Raw genomic sequence first — 17,772 nt, forward strand, 5'->3', positions numbered from 1 at the left:
GATGATCTGCTCGTCCGTAAATCTCGTTCGCTTCATTGTCCGTCCTCAAGTTGGGCCGGACTCTAATCGATGGTGGAGGAAAAATCCCGTAGCAGGTCACACCTCCCGTTGATCTCAGTCAAAGCCTTTTTGCGTTCTTTCATGCTGTTCTCGCTCCGAGAGCACCCACGTCTTCCGTTAAGACTGTCAGACTTGGGTTCATGGCGCATGCCTGCCGTTGGCGGGCGGCGAGCAAGGGATAGAAACCGTGGCCAAGAACACAGCGATATTCCAATTCAGCGGCTTCAAAATCTATATGGTGGTCAATGATCTGACGGCTCCCGAGGCGCTGCGGAACGACCTGCGCTCGCAGTTACAAGAGCTGTGCGGCATGTTTCGCGACCGGGCCAATGCGATCCGCGCCGATAATCCTGCCCTTGCGGAGAGCTATAATGAACTCGGCCGCGAAGCCGATACCGCGCTGGCAGAGATCGACACCGCAGATCCGCTGTTGTTTCTGACCTTCTATGGGCCCGAAGAGGTTGCCTTCGGGCCACAGTCGCAGCTTCTGTCCGGGCCAATTATCCGGGACGCCGACGCGCGAATAGCCTGCATCAACGCCAATCGCCCCGGCATGTTTGAGGTTAGTAACTACACCCAAGCCGACCCTGGTCCGCCGTGGCATATGATGCCGATCTTCGGCCGCTGGGCAGTGCGAAAATACGCCACCGAAATCGAGGACGCGGCCAAACAGAATTTGATACCAGCTGATGCGTTGAGGGCGATCATCTATCTGGAAAACGCTCACGGCTACTACGACGCGGGCATTCCCTTCCGGCTGCGCAAGAGCCTGCGCCCGGCCAACATCTATGCCGAGAAGTGGAAAGAGATGGGGATCAGCAAGGAGGACCTGAAGGATCCAGTGGTCAACATCCGTCTGGCCGCACACATTCTGCATGAATTCTGGGTCCGCACAATCGACCCGAATTTCGCCAAGGTCGCCTCGCTCTATAACTTTTCCGGTGCCGAATATGTTAGCGACTATGGCGCCCGTGCCGATCGGCTGCGGAAAATCCAGCCCTGGAAAGAGGGGCTGGTTTCGAGCCTGATCAAGAGCCTCGCCGTGGTGCCCGAAGGAATTGGGGCACTGTTCAGCGGAACAGGTGACGAAGGAGGCGATGTGCAGCACGTGACCACGGAAGTTAATCGGCTGACCCACGACATCGAGTCGAACCGCCAGCAGGCCGAGACGCTTTTTAGGGAGTCGGTCGAGGCTGCTCAGCGCGCACACGACACCGCCGACGCTACCGCGCGCGAAGCGGCGCGGCAGGCAGCCGAGGCTGTACGGCAGAACGAGGAAACGCTGGGGCGGCTGGTGCGGGAATTGGAACTGGCGCGGCGTGATCTGGCGATGCTGACCGAACAGCAGATGCGCCGGCAGGCCCGACTGCAGGAGCAAATGGGGCGGGCGCGCGAGATGCAGCGCATACAGGAAGAGCAGCGGCGCCAGATGCAGCTCGACGCGCAGAGGCGTACCCACCAAGACCTCGAGACTGCCCGCAGGCAAGCGGAACAGGCCCTGCGCGAGTTCCATCCCGCTCCACCCCCGTCCGATCAGTACGGCCCTCCGACGGTTGTCTGCCACCCCCGGGGATGGACGCCCGACTGGTGAACTCAAAAAACTCAGCGTGGTGCTGTCAGACAAATTCGAACTCGTCTCAGCAAGGACAGTGACGCTGCCACTTATGCCGCACAGAGGCCGCGCCACTCAGCCAGAGCGGCGGTACGGTTTTGCTTGAAGTGGTCTCGTTTCGATAGGCTGCGATCCTGGTTGAAGTGGTTGAAGACGGAGGAGTGGACGGCGACGAATTTCTGAAGACTTCGCATGCCGCGGAAGCGCTGCATCGCCCGTTCTCGTCGTCGGAAGGGCAGGTGCGAATTCTCAACCCGGTTGTTCAGCCAGCGTCCACAAACCTGAAGATCATCACAGCCAGGCGGATGATCTCAGGACTGGTTTTGAAATACTTGAATGGTGAGCGTTTGGTCATCAGCAAAAGCTACGAGACCGCCCTGCCCGGCTCAAGCCAAGTTAATCTGACAAGACCGTCCGCTTCATTGGAGCTTTCGCATTGCTGCCATTCGTCGATGCTGCAGCATTTTCCACCGGCGCATTGTCCGCAGGGCAAACAAAGCGTGCTTCAGATCAAACCGCCTCCCCAGTTCCAATCTGCTTCGCTCCGCCACGCACCCCTGTCTCAATTCAGTTTTGCCCTTTGCCTTGGAATTGTGTAGCAATTCCGGGGGCTTGCTGTGGGATGTCGCCGACAGAGACTGTGGATCCTGCCGGTGTTGGGCGGAATTGCAGCCAGAGTCTCTGTGCGGGATTTGGGAGGGTTCGGTTTGCGTCCGTTTCCCCGATTTACAGGGAAATAACCGGGAAATCGGGTGTTTTAGGTCCCGGCACCGGAAAGAACCTGAAATTCACCCAAAACAGTCACGCAGTTTCGGATGGTTGCGGTGAATTCCCTGCTCTTTCGAAAACAGGGAATTCGGCTTTCCGGATCAGGGAAAGTTTCTCGAGAAACAGGGAAAACATAGGGTGGAACAGGGAAATGTGCCCAAGTGTTAGGATCAGCGGAAACCTGGCGCCCCGAGTTCCGGCGGGGATGCGCTTGACCCGGAGGTGGTGGGGCGTCTCGCGGGCGGCGAGACAGCGCGGATGGTATTCTCGGACCCGCTCTTCAACGTGCCGATCGATGGCCATGTCGGCAATTCCGGCAAGACCAGCATCGGGAGAGCACGTTTCCACTGATGGATCTTCGTCGGATGGACCCCGAACCGGCTCGCCAGCTCGGCGGCGGTCTCCTCTCCCTTCAGGGCCTCCAGCGCCACCTTTACCTTGAACTCGGGCGCGTGCTGCTTGCGTTTCGACATATCTGATCTCCTATTCGTTGAAGATCAGCAGACTGCAAATCGTAGCTTATGTCAGTGTCCGAATTTCGGGGGGTGGCTCAGACATAAGGGATAGTGTCGCTGTCCAAGTTGAGACTGGTCGCATTCGTCTGACGGCACCCACCCAGGCGCTTGACACTTTCCTGGGGGCTGGTAGATATACGGTACATCATATATCAGAGGCCTTCGTTACGTAAGCGAGCCACGCAAAACGGTCCAAAGGGAAGCGCACATGGTGACTATCAATTGTGACATGGGGGAGTCGTTCGGCATCTACTCATTCGGCGACGACGCAGCCTGTATGCCCTTCGTCACCCATGTGAACATCGCCTGCGCCTACCATGCATCGGATCCTGTCGTTATGCGCCGGACCGTGCGGGCCGCGAAGGCGGCTGGGGTCAACGTCGGCTCTCACCCCGGCCTGCCGGACCGTGAAGGGTTCGGTCGCCGCCGCATGCAGATGACCCGTGAAGAGGTCTCGGGCCTCGTGATCTATCAGACCGGCGCGCTGCAGGCGTTTGCTGCGGCGGAAGGTATTTCTCTGTCTCACATCAAGCCGCATGGTGCGCTCTTCGGCATGGCTCAGAACGAAATGCATGTCGCTGAGGGTATTGCCGATGCAGCCGAAATCTTCGATCTGCCGGTCATTGGCTATTCCGATTGCTGCATGTCGGAGGTCTTTACCCGTCGCGGCATCCCCTTCAGTTGTGAATTCTACGTCGATCTCGACTACGGCGATGATGGCCGTCAGGTCATCTCGCGCGAACACCCGCCAGTTGATGCTGAGGCGGTGAAGGGGAAGGTCCTTCGCGCTGTCCGTGAGGGCTTGACGCGCTCGGTTAATGGCAAGGATGTTCCCGTCGTTGCCGAAAGCATTTGCGTCCATTCCGACACGCCCGGCGCCTTGGCTGTGGCCCGCGCCGTCTATGAAACGCTCGTGGCCGAAGACGCGTTGGGCATTACATGACCGCGACGCGGACACTGGCCCAGGAGGCGCTGCGGCTTGATGTTGCGCGGCGTCTCGCGCCTGCTGTGCGCGCCGCTTCCGCCTCGATGGGCCCGAATGGGCGGGCCACGCTTTACGCGTCCGGGTCAAGGGTCCGGCACGCCTCGACCGGCGTCGACGTGATCCGCCGTGTCACCGGCGACAGTGTCATTGAAAAGCTTTTCCGCGAGGGCGTCGTGTCCGCTGATCAGGATATCAGGGACGGTTCCGCCCGTCTTGCGGTCATGTTTGGCGCGGCATTGGAGGCGGCGCAGGCCGCGATCGCTGCGGGTGTCTATCCTACGGCGCTTGTCCGTGCCGTGGACAGGTTGGCGCCCGAGCTCGATATCCAGTTCGCTGCGGAGACGCTGGTTGCGGATGATCTGAGGCCGTTGTTGCGGGCGGCAGACCTGCAGGAGGACGTATCCGCGGCTCTGGCGCGCGCGCTGGAGCGGGCCGGTCCCGAAGGCCATGTCGAACTGAGCGAGCGGCCAGAGCCAGGGGTCGAGCTGCAAGAGGCCTCGGGCTTCACGGCAGAGATGGAGGCCGTGCTGACCGGCAGCCTGGATCATATGGACCGTGTCTATCTGATCGTGGCGAACGACATTATCAGCGATTTCGACACACTGGTCCCGGTGATCGAAGGCTTCGCCAAAAGCGACAAGTCATTGGTGATTGCGGCGCGCGGGATTGAAGGTGCTGCGCGCCAGCTTCTGGAACGCAATCGCACGGCCGGCGTGCTGCGGGTCGCCGCCTTGGTGCCTTGCGACAAGGGTCCCCGCGCCGCGCAGATCCTCGCTGATTTGGCGGTGGCGACAGGCGCGACGCTGGTGTCCGAGGAGACAGGGCAGAGCTTGGCGGGCCTTTCGCCGGGGCAACTGGGCAGCGCCGGGGGCTACCGTCGGCGCGGCAACCGGATCACGCTGACAGATCCGGGTGGCGAGCCCGAGGCGATCGCCCTTCGCCTGGGCGAAATCGAGGGCGAAATTGAGCGCCACCGCTATCTCGCGCTGGACCGTGAACACGCGCAACGGCGGCATGCCCGGCTTTCCGGGCGCTGGGTGGAGCTGATGGTTGGTCCGGACCGGACCCGTCCGGACCTGCACGAGCAAATGACGCGCGCGCTGGCGTCGGTCCGCTCGGCAAGGGCGGGCGGCTGGATGTCCGGGGCGGGGCAGGGACTGTGTCGTATCGCCGAACACCTGGAGGCCGGGCAGGGCGCGGACCAAACCGACCGTGCGGCGCGTCGGGTGCTATGCCAGGCGCTGCGCGCGCCGCTGAAGGTGCTGCGACGCAACGCGGGCTTCGATGACAGTCATGTCAACTGGGCGTCGGGGCTGCCGGAACTGGCCGATCCGGTGCGGCTCTCGCGCAGCTTGCTCGATACTGCTGTGTCGCTCGCGCTGCAAGTTGTGACCCTCGAAATCGCAATCTTGCGGAATTGAAACCGTGCTCGACCAAGGACCGAAGATGAAGGATTTCACCACTGAACCCATGCTGGAAGTCTGTGATGTCGTGCACAAATATGGCCAGGTCACTGCACTTTCGAACGTCTCGCTTTCGGCCCAAAAGGGCGAATTCCTGACGATCCTCGGCTCAAGCGGCTCTGGCAAGACGACGATGCTGCGCGTCATCTCGGGTCTGGAGACACCGTATTCCGTCGGCCGGCTGCGCATCGGCGGCGAAGACGTCGTCGGCGTCCCGGCGGCCAAGCGGCGCTGTACCACGGTTTTCCAGAACTATGCCCTGTTCCCGCATATGAGCGTGCTGGAGAACGTGGCCTACGGGCTGAAGATCCGCAAGTTGCCTGCGGACGACGTCATTCGAGAGGCCCGCCGCGCCCTTGAGATGGTCCGGCTCGAACAAAAGGCCGACCGCTCGATCCGGCAGCTGTCCGGCGGCGAGCGGCAGCGCGTTGCACTGGCGCGGGCCGTGGTGACGCGCCCGGCCGTGTTGCTGCTCGATGAGCCGCTCGGAGCGTTGGACGAGCGACTCCGCCAAGACATGCAACTCGAGCTGATGGACCTTCAGCGCAAACTGGACATGACCTTTGTCTACATCACGCATTCGCAGGAAGAGGCGCTGACGATGAGTGACAGGGTCATCCTCATGCGCAACGGGAGGGTGGAACAACGCGGAGAGCCCCTGGAACTGTTCGACCGTCCCGCAACGCGCTTTGCCGCGGATTTCATGGGCTACGAGAACATTCTTCCGGGTCGGCTGATCCAGCGTGAAGGTGACCGCGGGCAGGTCGAGTTGACCGGCGGGGCGCGCGTCTTAGGCACGTTGGCCGCGGACGATCTGGCTGTCGGCGACCGTGTCAACATGGCCCTCCGGGCCGAACGGATCGCGCCGGTCGGACCGGAAGACCAGGGTCTCGACGGTTCGCTGCGCAGCAAGGTCTACCGCGGCAAGTATACGGACATGCTGATGGATACTGCCGCCGGTCCGTTGCGTCTGCGCAGTTGGCATGGCGCTCCGGCGGAGCACGAGTCTTTCAGCCGGGTGGGCTGGAAAGAGACAGACGCGGTGATCTTTGCGGACAACGACGTCTGAAAAAGAACCGCTGCACCAGCGGTGGCCAACAGGAGAGGATGAAATGAAAGACAAGTTTTCGACGACGGAACAGATAGAACTTACGCGCCGCACAATGCTTCAGGGCATGGCGGCGGTGGCGGGCACGGCCACTCTGGGCGGCGCGGCCTCGCTTGCGCCGGGTGCTGCGAATGCGCAGGGTATGCCGCTGGTCAAGGCCTACGGCGTGCCGACCGCCGCGCTCAAGGATTGGTCGCCGATGGAGGCCAGCATTGGTGTTCGCTGCGAGTTGAGCGGCACCAGCAACGATGTCGGCGTCTTCATGCGCGACATCATGGCATCCAATCTCGGGGACTCTGCGGACCTGTTCATTTTCGAAAGCGGCACCGAAGATATCCTTGGTCCGCGCGGCTTCTATGCCGAGATCCAGACCGACCATCCCGAGCTGTCCCTGTGGGAACGCACCTCGGACGACTGGAAGCGGTCCGACGTCGTGACCGACAAGGACGGCACGCAATGGGGCGTTCCCGTCATCGGTAACGCGGACAGCTTCGGTTATTTCCCCGCGAAGCTCGGCCTCGATGCCGACAGCGAGGAAGAGCTCTCGTGGTCGCTGATGTTCGAGGACGAGAACACGCGTGGCCGGGTCGCCTTCGGGCAGGGCTGGGCCTATTCCTTCCCCAGCGCGGCGCTGTACCTCAAGTCGACCGGCAAGGCGGACATCGGCAACGTTGCGGATATGACCGGCGACGAGGCCAAGATCGTGGCTGACTTCCTGATCGAGCGCAAGAAAGCGGGTCAGTTCCGCACCCTTTACGGTGCCTTCGAAGAGCAGATCCAACTTCTGACGAATGAGGAAGTGGACGTCATCAACTGCTGGGAACCCGCCGTGCGCGAGGCCAACCTGGTGCTTGGGCCGGATGCTACCCGCTATGCCTACACCGTGGAGGGTTACTTCAAGTGGGGCCACGGCGCCTATGTCGCCAAGCAGGCGATGGAACGTGACAACGTGGACGCGATCTACAAGGTGCTGAACTACTTCCTGAGCGGCGAGTATCGCGCGCTTCAGGCGCGTGACCGTGGCTATGCCGGCCCGAACATGGATCTCGGCGTTGCCTATGCCGAAGAGAACGGCTGGAGCCAGGAAGAGATCGATGCGCTGAAGGCGACCGAAGCCAAGGTGGCGAAGAAATTCTCCAAGCCCTTCGTCTCGACGACGACGCCGCAGAACTCGGCCGAAATCGAGGATCAGTGGCAGCGTTTCCTGAACGCCTGATCCAATCATTGCCGACGCAACGGCCCCCTTTTCGAAGGGGGCCGAAGCCACGGTCCCCGGGCGTTCAGCCCGCCCCATGACCGAAAAGACAGGCCAGAACATGACGATGAACGCCGAGATTGGCAGTCCCGCCAACGCCAGACAGGAGAACCGGATGGAGCGACCGAGTTTCAGGCTGCCTCTGGCCAGTTTGGCCTTTTGGGGGATCTCCCTCGCGTGGTTCATCATCGTGATAATTCCGCTGATCATTCTCTTCGTCTACAGCTTCTTCACGACGCAGTATTTCCAGACCGTCTACAGCCCGTCCCTCGAAACATGGACCAGTTTGTTCTCGTCAGGGCGGTTCGAGGTCACGCTGCGCACCCTGCGCATCGCGCTGACCGTGACGATGATCGAACTGTTGGTCGGGTTTCCCTTCGCGCTGTGGCTCGCCAAGGGCAACGTGAGCAAGCTTGGCCGGGCGATTTTTCTTGCGCTGCTGACCATCCCGTTCTTCCTCGACCTCTCTTCGCGCACCATCGTGTGGCGCGCGATCCTCGGGCAGAACGGCCTGGTCAATACCATCCTGATTTCGACCGGGTTGACTGAAGGCCCGGTGGACTGGCTGCTCTATTCCGAGTTTTCGGTGCATTTCGGGATGATCCCGGCGCTTTTCCCGCCGATGGTGCTGCCCATCTACATGGCGATCAACCTGATCGATGACACGCTGATCGAGGCGTCATCCGACCTGGGCGGGTCGCCCGCGCAGACGTTCTCTCGCGTGATCCTGCCGTTGTCGCTGCCCGGCGTCATGGCGGGGTTCGTCTTCACGCTGGGCCCGGCATTGGCCGCATGGGTCGAGCCGGGAATGCTCGGAGGCGGCTTCGTGAACCTGCTCTCCAACTCGATCGAGAGCGCCTACACCGCCCTGCGTTACCCGGTCGTCGCGGCGCTCTCGGCCTTCGTCATAGGCCTTCTGCTGTTGCTGCTTGGCATGATGATGCTGGTGCTGCGCCGCTTCGGCGGCTCGGGCCTTACCCTGCGTTGATGGAAAGGGTCTGTGATGACTGAAGCAACCGTCGTCCCGCAAGCGCGGCGTTCCGTGTGGATGGATATCAGCTATAGCCCGTTCTGGAAGTCGCTTGGCAAGTGGCTGGGGATCGCGACACTGGGGCTGATCTATTTCCCGCTGCTCTGGCTGGTGCTGCTGTCCGTGTCGCAGGATCCGCTCTCGGGCATCCCCGGGCCGTTCTCATTCCAGCACTACCGCGCCCTGTTTGCCAGCGACGCCTGGCACATGCCGATGACGGCGAGTGTCGTGATTGGCCTGATCGTCGGCCTGGTGAGCGCTGTGACGGCAACGGTGATCGGGCGTGCCGTTCCCACGATGTACAGACCCGGTCGCATCCTGCTGATGTTCGTGCTGCCGTTGTTCGTCCCCGGTATGTCGCTCGGCGCCGCGCTGTTTATCTTCGCGCGCTCCGTTCTGGGGCTGGACCTTGGTTTCTGGTCGATCGCCGTCGGGCACTATGTCTGGGCGTTTCCCTATGCCCTGCTGATCGTTCTGGTGGTCACTCTGCGCTTCGACCGCACCCTGATTGAAGCTGGCCGCGATCTCGGTGCGTCCGACTGGCAGGTGTTTCGCGACATTGAATTTCCCATCCTGATGCCGGGCATTGTCAGCGCGGGCCTTTTTGGCTTCCTGATGTCCTTCAACGAAGTGATGCGCACCATCTTCCTGCGCGGAACGGATGAAACGATGCCGGTGTGGAACTGGATTCAGGCCGCGGCACAGCAAAGCCAGGTGCCGATCATCTTCTCACTGTCGTCGATCATCCTGCTGCTGACACTGCCACTTCTGGTCGGGGTCTTCTGGCTGCTGTTCGTCCGGCTGAACCGGACCTGAATGGCGGTTCTCCAATGTTCGTTCTGATGAAACATCCCCCGGACCGGTCAGGTGTCGCCCTCTTCGGGCAACAGCGGCAGCAATGCTTTGGCAGCGATGTCGATATCTTTCTGCATGTAGCGTTGGGCCGCCTCGGCGTCGCCGGCCTCTATCGCGGCGAGGATGTTCTGGTGTTCGTCATTGGCGTGCTGGCGGTAGTAGTTGTCGTCGAAGAGCCCGGTGAAGACGGGGCCGACCTTCAGCCAAAGATCATTGATCATCTGGAGCAGCTCGGGGTTCTGAGCCTTCTCATAGATCATAAAGTGGAATTCGCGGTTGAGCAGAAGGTAGGTCTTCGCGTCAAAACTCCGCGTTGTTTCGGAAACGCGCTGAACCACATCGGACAGCGCCTTGATCTCTTCTTCCGAGAAATTGGGCGTCGCGAGCCGCGCGGCCATGCCCTCGAGCGAAACGCGAATTGGCATCAGCTGAAGGAAGCGTTGCCGGGTCATCCGTGGCACCACGATCGAGCGGTTCGGAAGCACGATCAGAAGACGCTCCGCCACCAGCCGTTGCAGCGCTTCGCGGATCGGCGTGGCCGAGATTCCGTATTCGGCCGCAAGGGTGCGAATGATCATGGGCTGCATAGGAAGAAACACGCCTTCCTGGAGGCTGTCCCTGAGCGCCTGATATGCCCGGTCGCTCAACGGCTGGTGCTCGATCTTCTTCATACTTCCCCTCCTGGTTCGCTGCTTCGAAATACTACGTCGCCATAGAAATCAAACAGAAACCTCGTTGACCCAATTTGATATATGATATATTTCAAATCGGCAGAATGGTCCAGTGCCATAACACTCAGCAGGTTCGCACTGCCCAACCCAAGGGAGATACCAGCGACATGCTCTACGACGCTTTGCGATTTTATCCGGGGGGCGACCGTGCGATCGAGGTTGAGCTCGGGGACGGGATGGACTTCACCATCAATTTCATCGTCCACCGACTGGTCGCGGCCGTTCGCCAGGCGCAGATCGCCGCAATTCAGGATCTCATTCCCGAACTGGCGTCGTTCCAGGTGAATTATGATCCGGACGTGATGTCCTACGAGGATCTGTGCGCCGAGATCGGCCAGATCTACGAGCAATTGGGGCGTGGCGTCACCGGTTCGCTGCCCAGTCGGCTGATCACGATCCCGGTGCTCTACTACGATGACGAAACGACAGCCTGCATCGACGCCTATCGCAAGAGCTATCCCGATAAGGTGCCAGACTCGGATCTGATCTGCGAATTGAACGGTCTGTCCGATCGTGCCGCCCTGATGCGGCGGCACTCGGGGACGGAATACTGGGTTGCAGCGCTCGGGTTCTGGCCGGGCCTGTGTTCGCTTTTGCCGCTGCGGCCGCAATGTCGCATCATTGCGCCCAAATACAATCCCCCACGGACCCATACGCCTAAGGGGGCCATCGGCATCGGCGGCGCACTGACATGCATTTACCCGGACGCGACGCCGGGCGGCTATCAGCTGATCGGCCATACGCCCGCGCCGACCTATGACGGCGAGCAGCGTCTTCCCGATTTCAAGGACAGCCTGGCACTGTTTCGCGCCGGCGATCGCGTCCGCTTCGCCCCCGTTGGGGCAGAGGAATACCGCGACATCCAAGCCCAGGTGGCCGAAGGCACCTACCGGCACGACATCATCGATTACCAGGTCTTCTCGGTCGATCTCTACCTCGACTGGGCAAAGGCACAGGAGGCTGCCGCATGAGCCGAAGCTTCGTCACCCTGAAACCGGGGCTCCAGACCTGTGTGCAGGAGTTGCCGGGTCGCATCGGGTTTCTCGAACAGGGCTTTCCCCTGTCCGGGCCCTTTGACAGCTGGTCCTTCCGGCAGGCCAACCTGCTGGTCGGAAACGACCGGGACGCGGCGGCGCTGGAGTGCCAGTTCGTCGGTCCGACTCTGAAGCTCGACGCGGATTGTCTGGTTGCCGTGACCGGCGGCGACATGCGTCCCACCCTGGACGGCAGCCCCATCCCGATGTGGACCACCGTCGCGGCGGCAGCCGGGCAGGAGCTTGCGCTCGGTGCGGCGATGACCGGCGCGCGCGCCTATATCGCGATTTCGGGCGGCATCGCGACCGAGCCGGTTCTCGGCTCCCGCGCGGTGTTCCATCAGGCAGGTGTCGGGGGCAGGGCGCTCGTCCCCGGCAAGGTCACGCCGCTTGGCGACGCGACGGCGGATAGAACGGTCTGGACCATCCCCGAAGAGAGCCGCCCGGAATTCAGCCGGGACAAAACCTGGGTCGTCGAGGCCTTGGCCGGTCCGAATGACGACTGGCTGTCGCCGGACACCGTCCAGACCTTCTTCTCGTCCGATTGGAGGGTTCAGGCCAAGAGCAGCCGCACGGGCATCCGCCTGACCGGACCCGAATTCGCCTTTTCTGAGCGTGCTACGAACAAGAATGCCGATCATGGTCAGGATCCCTCTAACATCATTGACCACGGCTACCCGATGGGGGCGGTCAATCTGGCCGGGCAGACACCGATTATCCTTGTCAACGACGCCCCCAGCACTGGCGGCTTCATCAACCCGTTCACGGTTGCCAGCGCGGCCTTCTGGAAACTCGCGCAGGCCAAGCCGGGCGAGGTGCTGCGCTTCCGCCGCGTCGACCGCGACGAGGCCGGCGTCTTGCGGGCCGCGTTGGACATGCTGACCCGCCCAGAGGTGCTGCAACGTGCCTGATACACTCACGTCCGGTGGGCAGATCCCTGGCGGCGATCCGCTCCTTGCGGGCCTTTTGGGGAGTCAACCGCCCCGTATCGACGAGGCTGCTGCAAGCCGGCTGTTGGCCGAGCATTTCGGCATAGACGCCACCGCGCGCGAGGTCGCCTGCGAACGCGACCAGAACTTCCATGCGGTGGCGACGGACGGGCGGGGATACGCCCTGAAAATTGCGAACCCGCAGGAAGAGCGTCTTATCACCAGTTTCCAGACCGAGGCGCTGCTCTGGCTCGAACGGGCCGATCCGGGCCTGCCGGTGCCCAAGATGGTGCCGGCCCTCGACGGGCGCCACGAGATCACCCAGGTTCTGCCGGACGGGCGCGAAAGCGTTGTTCGCGTGATAACGTGGCTCGAAGGAACGCCGCTCCACAGGGCCGGTCTGACACCAGAGACCGAGCGCAACATCGGCCGGGTCCTGGCGCGGATCGGTGCCGCGCTGCGCGACTTCCACCACCCTGGCGAGGGGAGCGATCTGCTGTGGGACATCCGGCACGCGCCGCGCTTGCGCCCGCTGCTGTCGGCATTGCCCGAGGGTGAGCTGGGTCGGGCCGTGCGGGCCGAACTGGATCACTACGCGGCCAGCGTATTGCCGCGGATCGGCCACTTGCGCCGCCAGGTGGTGCACAATGATCTCAACCATCACAACGTGATGGTATGCCCGGACGCTCCGTCGACCATTTCGGGCGTGATCGATTTCGGCGACATGGTGAACACCTACCTGGCCGTCGATGTGGCGGTCGCGGCCTCCTATCTCGCCGACCGGGCAGAGGAGACACTCGCCCCGGTTGCGCGCATGATCGGCGCCTATCACGGGGTCACGCCGCTGCTCGCGGACGAGATCGCCGTGATGCGCGACCTGATCGTCGCGCGTCTTGTCACCTCGATCGTGATCACCGGGTGGCGCGCGAAACGCTATCCCGAAAACGCCGCCTACATTCTGCGCAACAACGGCCCTGCGCGCCGCGCGATGGAGCATTTTGCCAGGCTCGACCGCGCGGCGGTGACCGCCGCCTTGATGCGCGCCTGTGACATGGAGTGAGAACATGAAGACCGATTCCGGCATGGTGAATGCTTTCGTCGAAGGCAAGGCTGATCTGGACGCCGATACTGCCGCAATGATCGCCCGTCGCCGCAGGCTTCTGGGGCCGGCCTACAGGCTGTTCTACGAGCGGCCGCTGCATCTCGTGCGCGGCGAGGGCGTGTGGCTGTTCGACCCGGACGGCAACAGCTACATGGATGCCTATAACAACGTCACCTCGATCGGGCATTGCCACCCGAAGGTCGTCGAGGCGATCGCGAAACAGGCCGGCATCCTCGCCACCAATACCCGCTATATCCACGGGTCTATCCTCGACTATGCCGAGCGTCTGCTGGACACCATGCCGGACGATATCGGCCACGTCATGTTCACCTGCACCGGCTCGGATGCCAACGACCTGGCGATGCGGATCGCGCAGGCCTATACCGGCGGGCAGGGCATCGTGGTGACCGAGACGGCCTATCACGGTATCACGCAGGCGGTGTCCGAGTTTTCGCCCTCGCTGGGCGCGAATGTCGATCTTGGCCCGCATGTCCGCACCGTGCCCGCGCCCGACAGCTACCGCATCACCGAAGGGCTGGACGACCGGTTCGCCGCGTCCGTCGCCGCAGCCTTCGCCGACCTGAAGCGCCACGGCATCAAGCCCGCGCTTTTCATTTGCGACGGCATCTTCTCCAGCGATGGCATCTTCGATGGTCCTGCGGGCTTCCTCAAGAAGGCCGTCGACGCCACTCACGCGGCCGGGGCGCTTTATGTCGCGGACGAAGTGCAATCGGGTTTCGGCCGGACAGGCGACGCCATGTGGGGCTTTCAGCGCCACGGCGTTACGCCCGATCTCGTCACCATGGGCAAGCCCATGGGCAATGGCTATCCGGTGGCGGGTGTCGCCATGCGCCCCGAACTGGTCGAGGACTTCGGCCAAAAGGCGCGCTACTTCAATACGTTCGGGGGCAATGCTGTCGCGATCGAGGCGGCCGCGGCGGTGCTCGACGTGATCGAGCAGGAGGGCCTCATCGAGAATGCCCGCCAGATCGGCGCATACCTGCGGGACGGCCTGCGCGACCTGCAGGCGCGTTTCCCCGCCATCGGAGATGTGCGTGGCGCCGGGCTGTTCATCGGGGTCGAGATGGTCAGCGATTGCGCGGCCAAGACCCCCGATCCCGGGGCGGCGACGGCGATCGTCAACGGGATGCGGGACGAAGGCGTTCTGATATCGGGCTGCGCCAAGGCCGCCAACGTTCTGAAAATCCGTCCGCCCTTGGTGTTCACGCGCGAGAATGCAGACCATCTGCTGGCCGCACTCGAACGCGTGCTCACCCGTCTTTTTTGATCCGAGAAAGGAACCCGAACATGGCAATCCACAAAGCCGAGTCGCCTCTTCCCGGGCTTCTTTACCACAAGCCCGAGCCCGACGCGCAGCCGTTCAAGGCGCCGGGCGATGCCGTTGCCCTGGGCGATACGTTGGCGCTGATCGAGGTGATGAAATCCTTCATGCCGCTCGAAGCCGAGACGGCGGGCACCTTCAAGGGCTACCTCATCGACGACGGCGAGCATATCGATGCCGGCGACCATTTCTGCGAGATCGAGGGCTGAACATGGCCACCGGAATCAAGAAACTCCTCGTTGCGAACCGGGGCGAGATTGCGGTGCGGATCATTCGCGCGGCGCGGGATCTCGACATCCGTACCGTCCAGGTCGTCAGTGCGGCCGATCACGACATGCTGGCCGCCAGGCTCGCCGACGAGGTAATCGAAATCGGCCCCGCCCCGGCTCAGAAATCCTATCTGGTGATCGACAACATCCTGAAGGCACTGGCTGAGAGCGGCGCGGACGCGGTCCATCCCGGCTACGGCTTCCTGTCCGAAAGCGCCGAGTTTGCGCGCCGCGTCACCGAAATGGGCGTCATATTCTGCGGCCCCGATGCGCAGACGATCGACCGCATGGGCGACAAGGTCAACGCCCGCGCAGCGGCGATCGCGGCCGGCGTGCCCGTCGTGCCGGGCAGCGAGGGGCGCGTGGCGGACCTCGACGCGGCCATCGCGGTCGCCGAAGAGATCGGCTACCCCGTCATGGTCAAGGCCGCCGCTGGCGGTGGCGGCCGTGGCATACGTGTCGCGCAAACGCGCGAGGAACTGGTGAAGACCGTGCCAATGGCGATGAGCGAGGCCCGGGCGGGCTTTGGCGATGATGGTCTTTATATCGAGGCCTTCATCCAGCGCGCCCGACATATCGAGGTGCAGGTCCTGGGCGATGGCGAACGCGCGGTGCACCTGTTCGAACGCGAATGCTCGCTTCAGCGGAGGCGCCAGAAAGTCTGGGAAGAAGCGCCCGCCGCCGCGCTGCCCGAAGCCGTGCGTGCCGATCTCTGCGCCTCGGCCGTGCGTCTGGCCGAAGAGGTATGGTACCGCGGCGCTGGCACGCTCGAATACCTCTACGACATGGACCGCGAGGCGTTCTATTTCATCGAAATGAACACCCGCATTCAGGTGGAGCACCCGGTGACCGAGATGATCACCGGCGTGGACCTCATACGCGAGATGCTTCTTATCGCGGGCGGCGCGCCGCTTTCGCTGTCGCAGGAGCAGATCCGCTGCGCCGGCCACGCCATCGAGGTGCGCGTGAATGCCGAGAACCCGGACAAGAACTTCCTTCCCGCGCCCGGCAGGATCGAAACGCTTGTGTCCCCCGGCGGTCCCGGCGTTCGGTTCGATACTGGCGTATATGCGGGCTATACCGTTCCGCCCTATTACGACTCGCTTCTGGGCAAGCTGGTTGTCTGGGACACCAGCCGTGCGGCAGCGCTGGACCGGCTGTCTGGCGCCTTGACCGAGCTGGAGATCGGCCCGAATCCGACGACGGCCAGCCTGCATCGCGATCTGGTGCAAAACCCGGATGTGCGGGCGGGAAACGTATCGACCCTGTGGCTGGAAGACTGGCTCCGCGCCGCCGCTGAGGACGGGCTGCTCAAAACTGGCTAGCACGTCGGGATGGGGTGCCGGGCCTTGTCAGAAAGACCTCGTGTGAGGAAGGCAGGGCGGTCCTATAGCCACGAGGAATGATCATACACGGCCCTTGCGCCGATATCGACATCTGGGCGCATTCTGATCCGCTGTGGGCCGAGGCCCCGTCCCGCGCCCGATCTGTCCCGAGAGCGGCGCGCCAATTTCGAGCCAGATCGGATGGTGGTCGCTTGGCTGTTCCGTGCGGTCGCCGGGCAGGGCGGTTTCCTGGCGTTCTGGCATGACGAAATGCTCCTCAAATCCTGGGGCGCCTTTCGCTGCAGGCGGCGCCTCTTTACTGCCGGGCTCCAGGTGGCATAGGCTGGCTCTGAGAGAATTCGCAGGAGGTCCGTTTGCCATGCCCACTGCCTCTATGTTCCACGACGATTTTCCGCTGCTCAACACGCCGACCTTCTTTGCCGTGATCCTGCAGCAGTCCGGGGCCGAGGCGGTGACTCTGGAGCGCTGCGAGGCGGCGCTCGAAGAGTTGTTCCGGCGGGCCAGGGAAACGCCCGAGGTGTCGCCCCAAGACCTGCGAGCCCGGCTGCGCCGGCACATCGCCGATCTCGAGATCGCGCGGCTCATCGAACCGGCCGATGGCGGCGCCTGGCGTCTGACGGCCCGGGGCCGCGCCGCGCTCGATGCGCACCCCGACGGGCTCGACCGCACGGATCTTGCCGCCTATCCCGAATACGTGTCCCATCTGCAGACCATCTCGCGCAGCAAGAACGACATGGACCCGCGCACGGCCAGCTATGACGAAGGCTATATCGCCAAGGGGGAGGGGCAGACCTTCACCGCCAACCCCTACACGCCGAACACGGTCGATCACCTGTCGTGGGAGAACGGCTGGATGGAGGCGCAGGAGAACGAGCAGCGCGGCGCGCAGACATAGGTGGCAGGGCGTATGTCAGGTTAGGCGGGCTTGAGGCGGTCGGGCCGGTCTCGTAGCCTAGGCGCAGGAGCAAAGGCTCTCTGTTCATGCACTTCAGGACCAGCCCGAAATCATCATCTCGGCGTGGACTGGACGGGGTGTCACAGACAGCGGCACTGTGCAAGCAGAGCCTGGTTCGCATTCGTCTGACAGTCCCGTATTTGCCATTCCCCGTCCTGCGTCAGGGGGGGCTCCGGACTCTCCAGACGTCTGTTGAGTGCCATCGCGGCCTCTCTTTCTGCCAGCCCTTTCGCAATCCTGCAAACTGCGGAAATCCGCGCCAGCGCCTCTCACTCATTCGTCGGATGACGGCCTTGGGTGCATCCAATAGTCACTGACCTGCCCCCCGGTGGTCCCTCGTTCATAACGAGAGTCTGCGGGTTTGGGATTGGTAGTTGGGTTGGTCGGTTTGGGCAAGCGCGCCGGGAGCGGAG

At 62.7% G+C, this 17,772-nt stretch carries 15 protein-coding genes and 2 pseudogenes; 14 read left to right on the forward strand and 3 right to left on the reverse strand.

Translation table 11 applies throughout. From position 1 onward, the window contains the following. Nucleotides 1–247: 247 nt before the first annotated feature. Nucleotides 248–1,651 carry a hypothetical protein gene (locus KCI33_RS17170; protein ID WP_212526034.1) on the forward strand — a complete coding sequence of 468 codons (1,404 nt, stop codon included), beginning with the start codon at nt 248–250 and terminating at the stop codon, nt 1,649–1,651. Between the two features lie 71 nt (nt 1,652–1,722). Here KCI33_RS17170 and KCI33_RS17175 read toward each other — a convergent pair. Continuing rightward, a pseudogene (locus KCI33_RS17175) lies at nt 1,723–1,947 on the reverse strand (DDE-type integrase/transposase/recombinase); the annotation flags it as partial. A gap of 831 nt (nt 1,948–2,778) precedes the next feature. Next, nucleotides 2,779–2,913: pseudogene (locus tag KCI33_RS17180) on the reverse strand (transposase); the annotation flags it as partial. 250 nt (nt 2,914–3,163) lie between these two features. Between KCI33_RS17180 and pxpA the strand changes: the two are divergent. From pxpA to KCI33_RS17210, 6 genes are all read left to right on the forward strand, one after another. Further along, nucleotides 3,164–3,898 carry a 5-oxoprolinase subunit PxpA gene (pxpA, locus tag KCI33_RS17185; RefSeq protein ID WP_212526035.1) on the forward strand — a complete coding sequence of 245 codons (735 nt, stop codon included), beginning with the start codon at nt 3,164–3,166 and terminating at the stop codon, nt 3,896–3,898. Then, nucleotides 3,895–5,361 (forward strand): TCP-1/cpn60 chaperonin family protein, encoded by a 1,467-nt coding sequence (locus tag KCI33_RS17190; protein WP_212526036.1) that lies wholly within the window; start codon nt 3,895–3,897, stop codon nt 5,359–5,361. The genes pxpA and KCI33_RS17190 overlap by 4 nt, the downstream gene beginning before the upstream one ends. A 25-nt stretch (nt 5,362–5,386) precedes the next feature. Next, nucleotides 5,387–6,472 carry an ABC transporter ATP-binding protein gene (locus tag KCI33_RS17195; protein ID WP_212526037.1) on the forward strand — a complete coding sequence of 362 codons (1,086 nt, stop codon included), beginning with the start codon at nt 5,387–5,389 and terminating at the stop codon, nt 6,470–6,472. A 43-nt stretch (nt 6,473–6,515) separates the two neighbouring features. Next, the gene (locus KCI33_RS17200) at nt 6,516–7,727 is read left to right on the forward strand and encodes a hypothetical protein (protein ID WP_212526038.1); all 1,212 of its coding nucleotides are present in this window, start codon (nt 6,516–6,518) and stop codon (nt 7,725–7,727) included. Between the two features lie 106 nt (nt 7,728–7,833). Then, a complete protein-coding gene (locus KCI33_RS17205) occupies nt 7,834–8,754 on the forward strand; it encodes an ABC transporter permease (protein WP_212526039.1) in 921 nt (306 codons plus the stop codon). Nucleotides 8,755–8,769: 15 nt separating this feature from the next. After that, entirely contained in the window at nt 8,770–9,612 is an 843-nt protein-coding gene (locus KCI33_RS17210; RefSeq protein WP_212526040.1) for an ABC transporter permease subunit, read from the forward strand. 47 nt (nt 9,613–9,659) lie between these two features. On the opposite strand, the gene KCI33_RS17215 is transcribed toward KCI33_RS17210, so the two are convergent. After that, nucleotides 9,660–10,322, reverse strand: coding sequence for a GntR family transcriptional regulator (locus KCI33_RS17215; protein WP_212526041.1), 663 nt, complete (start codon nt 10,320–10,322; stop codon nt 9,660–9,662). Between the two features lie 167 nt (nt 10,323–10,489). On the opposite strand from KCI33_RS17215, the gene KCI33_RS17220 reads away from it, so the two are divergent. The 7 genes from KCI33_RS17220 to KCI33_RS17250 all read left to right on the forward strand — a co-directional run bounded on the left by KCI33_RS17220 (nt 10,490) and on the right by KCI33_RS17250 (nt 17,299). After that, a complete protein-coding gene (locus KCI33_RS17220) occupies nt 10,490–11,353 on the forward strand; it encodes an allophanate hydrolase subunit 1 (RefSeq protein ID WP_212526042.1) in 864 nt (287 codons plus the stop codon). Beyond that, nucleotides 11,350–12,327 (forward strand): biotin-dependent carboxyltransferase family protein, encoded by a 978-nt coding sequence (locus tag KCI33_RS17225; protein WP_212526043.1) that lies wholly within the window; start codon nt 11,350–11,352, stop codon nt 12,325–12,327. The genes KCI33_RS17220 and KCI33_RS17225 overlap by 4 nt, the downstream gene beginning before the upstream one ends. Then, complete coding sequence (locus KCI33_RS17230; protein ID WP_212526044.1) at nt 12,320–13,405, forward strand: phosphotransferase; 1,086 nt, start codon at nt 12,320–12,322, stop codon at nt 13,403–13,405. Before KCI33_RS17225 ends, KCI33_RS17230 begins: the two co-directional genes overlap by 8 nt. 4 nt (nt 13,406–13,409) lie before the next feature. Continuing rightward, entirely contained in the window at nt 13,410–14,735 is a 1,326-nt protein-coding gene (locus tag KCI33_RS17235; protein WP_212526045.1) for an aspartate aminotransferase family protein, read from the forward strand. A 20-nt stretch (nt 14,736–14,755) separates the two neighbouring features. Continuing rightward, the gene (locus KCI33_RS17240; RefSeq protein WP_249139130.1) at nt 14,756–14,998 is read left to right on the forward strand and encodes an acetyl-CoA carboxylase; all 243 of its coding nucleotides are present in this window, start codon (nt 14,756–14,758) and stop codon (nt 14,996–14,998) included. A 2-nt stretch (nt 14,999–15,000) separates the two neighbouring features. Beyond that, nucleotides 15,001–16,383 carry an acetyl-CoA carboxylase biotin carboxylase subunit gene (locus KCI33_RS17245; RefSeq protein WP_212526046.1) on the forward strand — a complete coding sequence of 461 codons (1,383 nt, stop codon included), beginning with the start codon at nt 15,001–15,003 and terminating at the stop codon, nt 16,381–16,383. A 379-nt stretch (nt 16,384–16,762) separates the two neighbouring features. Beyond that, a complete protein-coding gene (locus KCI33_RS17250; protein ID WP_249139131.1) occupies nt 16,763–17,299 on the forward strand; it encodes a hypothetical protein in 537 nt (178 codons plus the stop codon). Nucleotides 17,300–17,772: the final 473 nt, after the last annotated feature.

The organism is Actibacterium sp. MT2.3-13A, from assembly GCF_018139985.1.
GTDB lineage: Bacteria > Pseudomonadota > Alphaproteobacteria > Rhodobacterales > Rhodobacteraceae > JAGSOU01.

Excerpts from the sequence above, each read along its gene's own strand:
- KCI33_RS17190 (WP_212526036.1), top strand. The coding sequence starts at position 3,895 with ATGACCGCGACGCGGACACTGGCCCAGGAGGCGCTGCGGCTTGATGTT.
- KCI33_RS17225 (WP_212526043.1), top strand. The coding sequence starts at position 11,350 with ATGAGCCGAAGCTTCGTCACCCTGAAACCGGGGCTCCAGACCTGTGTG.
- KCI33_RS17245 (WP_212526046.1), top strand. The coding sequence starts at position 15,001 with ATGGCCACCGGAATCAAGAAACTCCTCGTTGCGAACCGGGGCGAGATT.
- pxpA (WP_212526035.1), top strand. The coding sequence starts at position 3,164 with ATGGTGACTATCAATTGTGACATGGGGGAGTCGTTCGGCATCTACTCA.
- KCI33_RS17220 (WP_212526042.1), top strand. The coding sequence starts at position 10,490 with ATGCTCTACGACGCTTTGCGATTTTATCCGGGGGGCGACCGTGCGATC.
- KCI33_RS17215 (WP_212526041.1), bottom strand. The coding sequence starts at position 10,322 with ATGAAGAAGATCGAGCACCAGCCGTTGAGCGACCGGGCATATCAGGCG.
- KCI33_RS17205 (WP_212526039.1), top strand. The coding sequence starts at position 7,834 with ATGAACGCCGAGATTGGCAGTCCCGCCAACGCCAGACAGGAGAACCGG.
- KCI33_RS17210 (WP_212526040.1), top strand. The coding sequence starts at position 8,770 with ATGACTGAAGCAACCGTCGTCCCGCAAGCGCGGCGTTCCGTGTGGATG.
- KCI33_RS17235 (WP_212526045.1), top strand. The coding sequence starts at position 13,410 with ATGAAGACCGATTCCGGCATGGTGAATGCTTTCGTCGAAGGCAAGGCT.
- KCI33_RS17195 (WP_212526037.1), top strand. The coding sequence starts at position 5,387 with ATGAAGGATTTCACCACTGAACCCATGCTGGAAGTCTGTGATGTCGTG.
- KCI33_RS17240 (WP_249139130.1), top strand. The coding sequence starts at position 14,756 with ATGGCAATCCACAAAGCCGAGTCGCCTCTTCCCGGGCTTCTTTACCAC.
- KCI33_RS17250 (WP_249139131.1), top strand. The coding sequence starts at position 16,763 with ATGCCCACTGCCTCTATGTTCCACGACGATTTTCCGCTGCTCAACACG.
- KCI33_RS17200 (WP_212526038.1), top strand. The coding sequence starts at position 6,516 with ATGAAAGACAAGTTTTCGACGACGGAACAGATAGAACTTACGCGCCGC.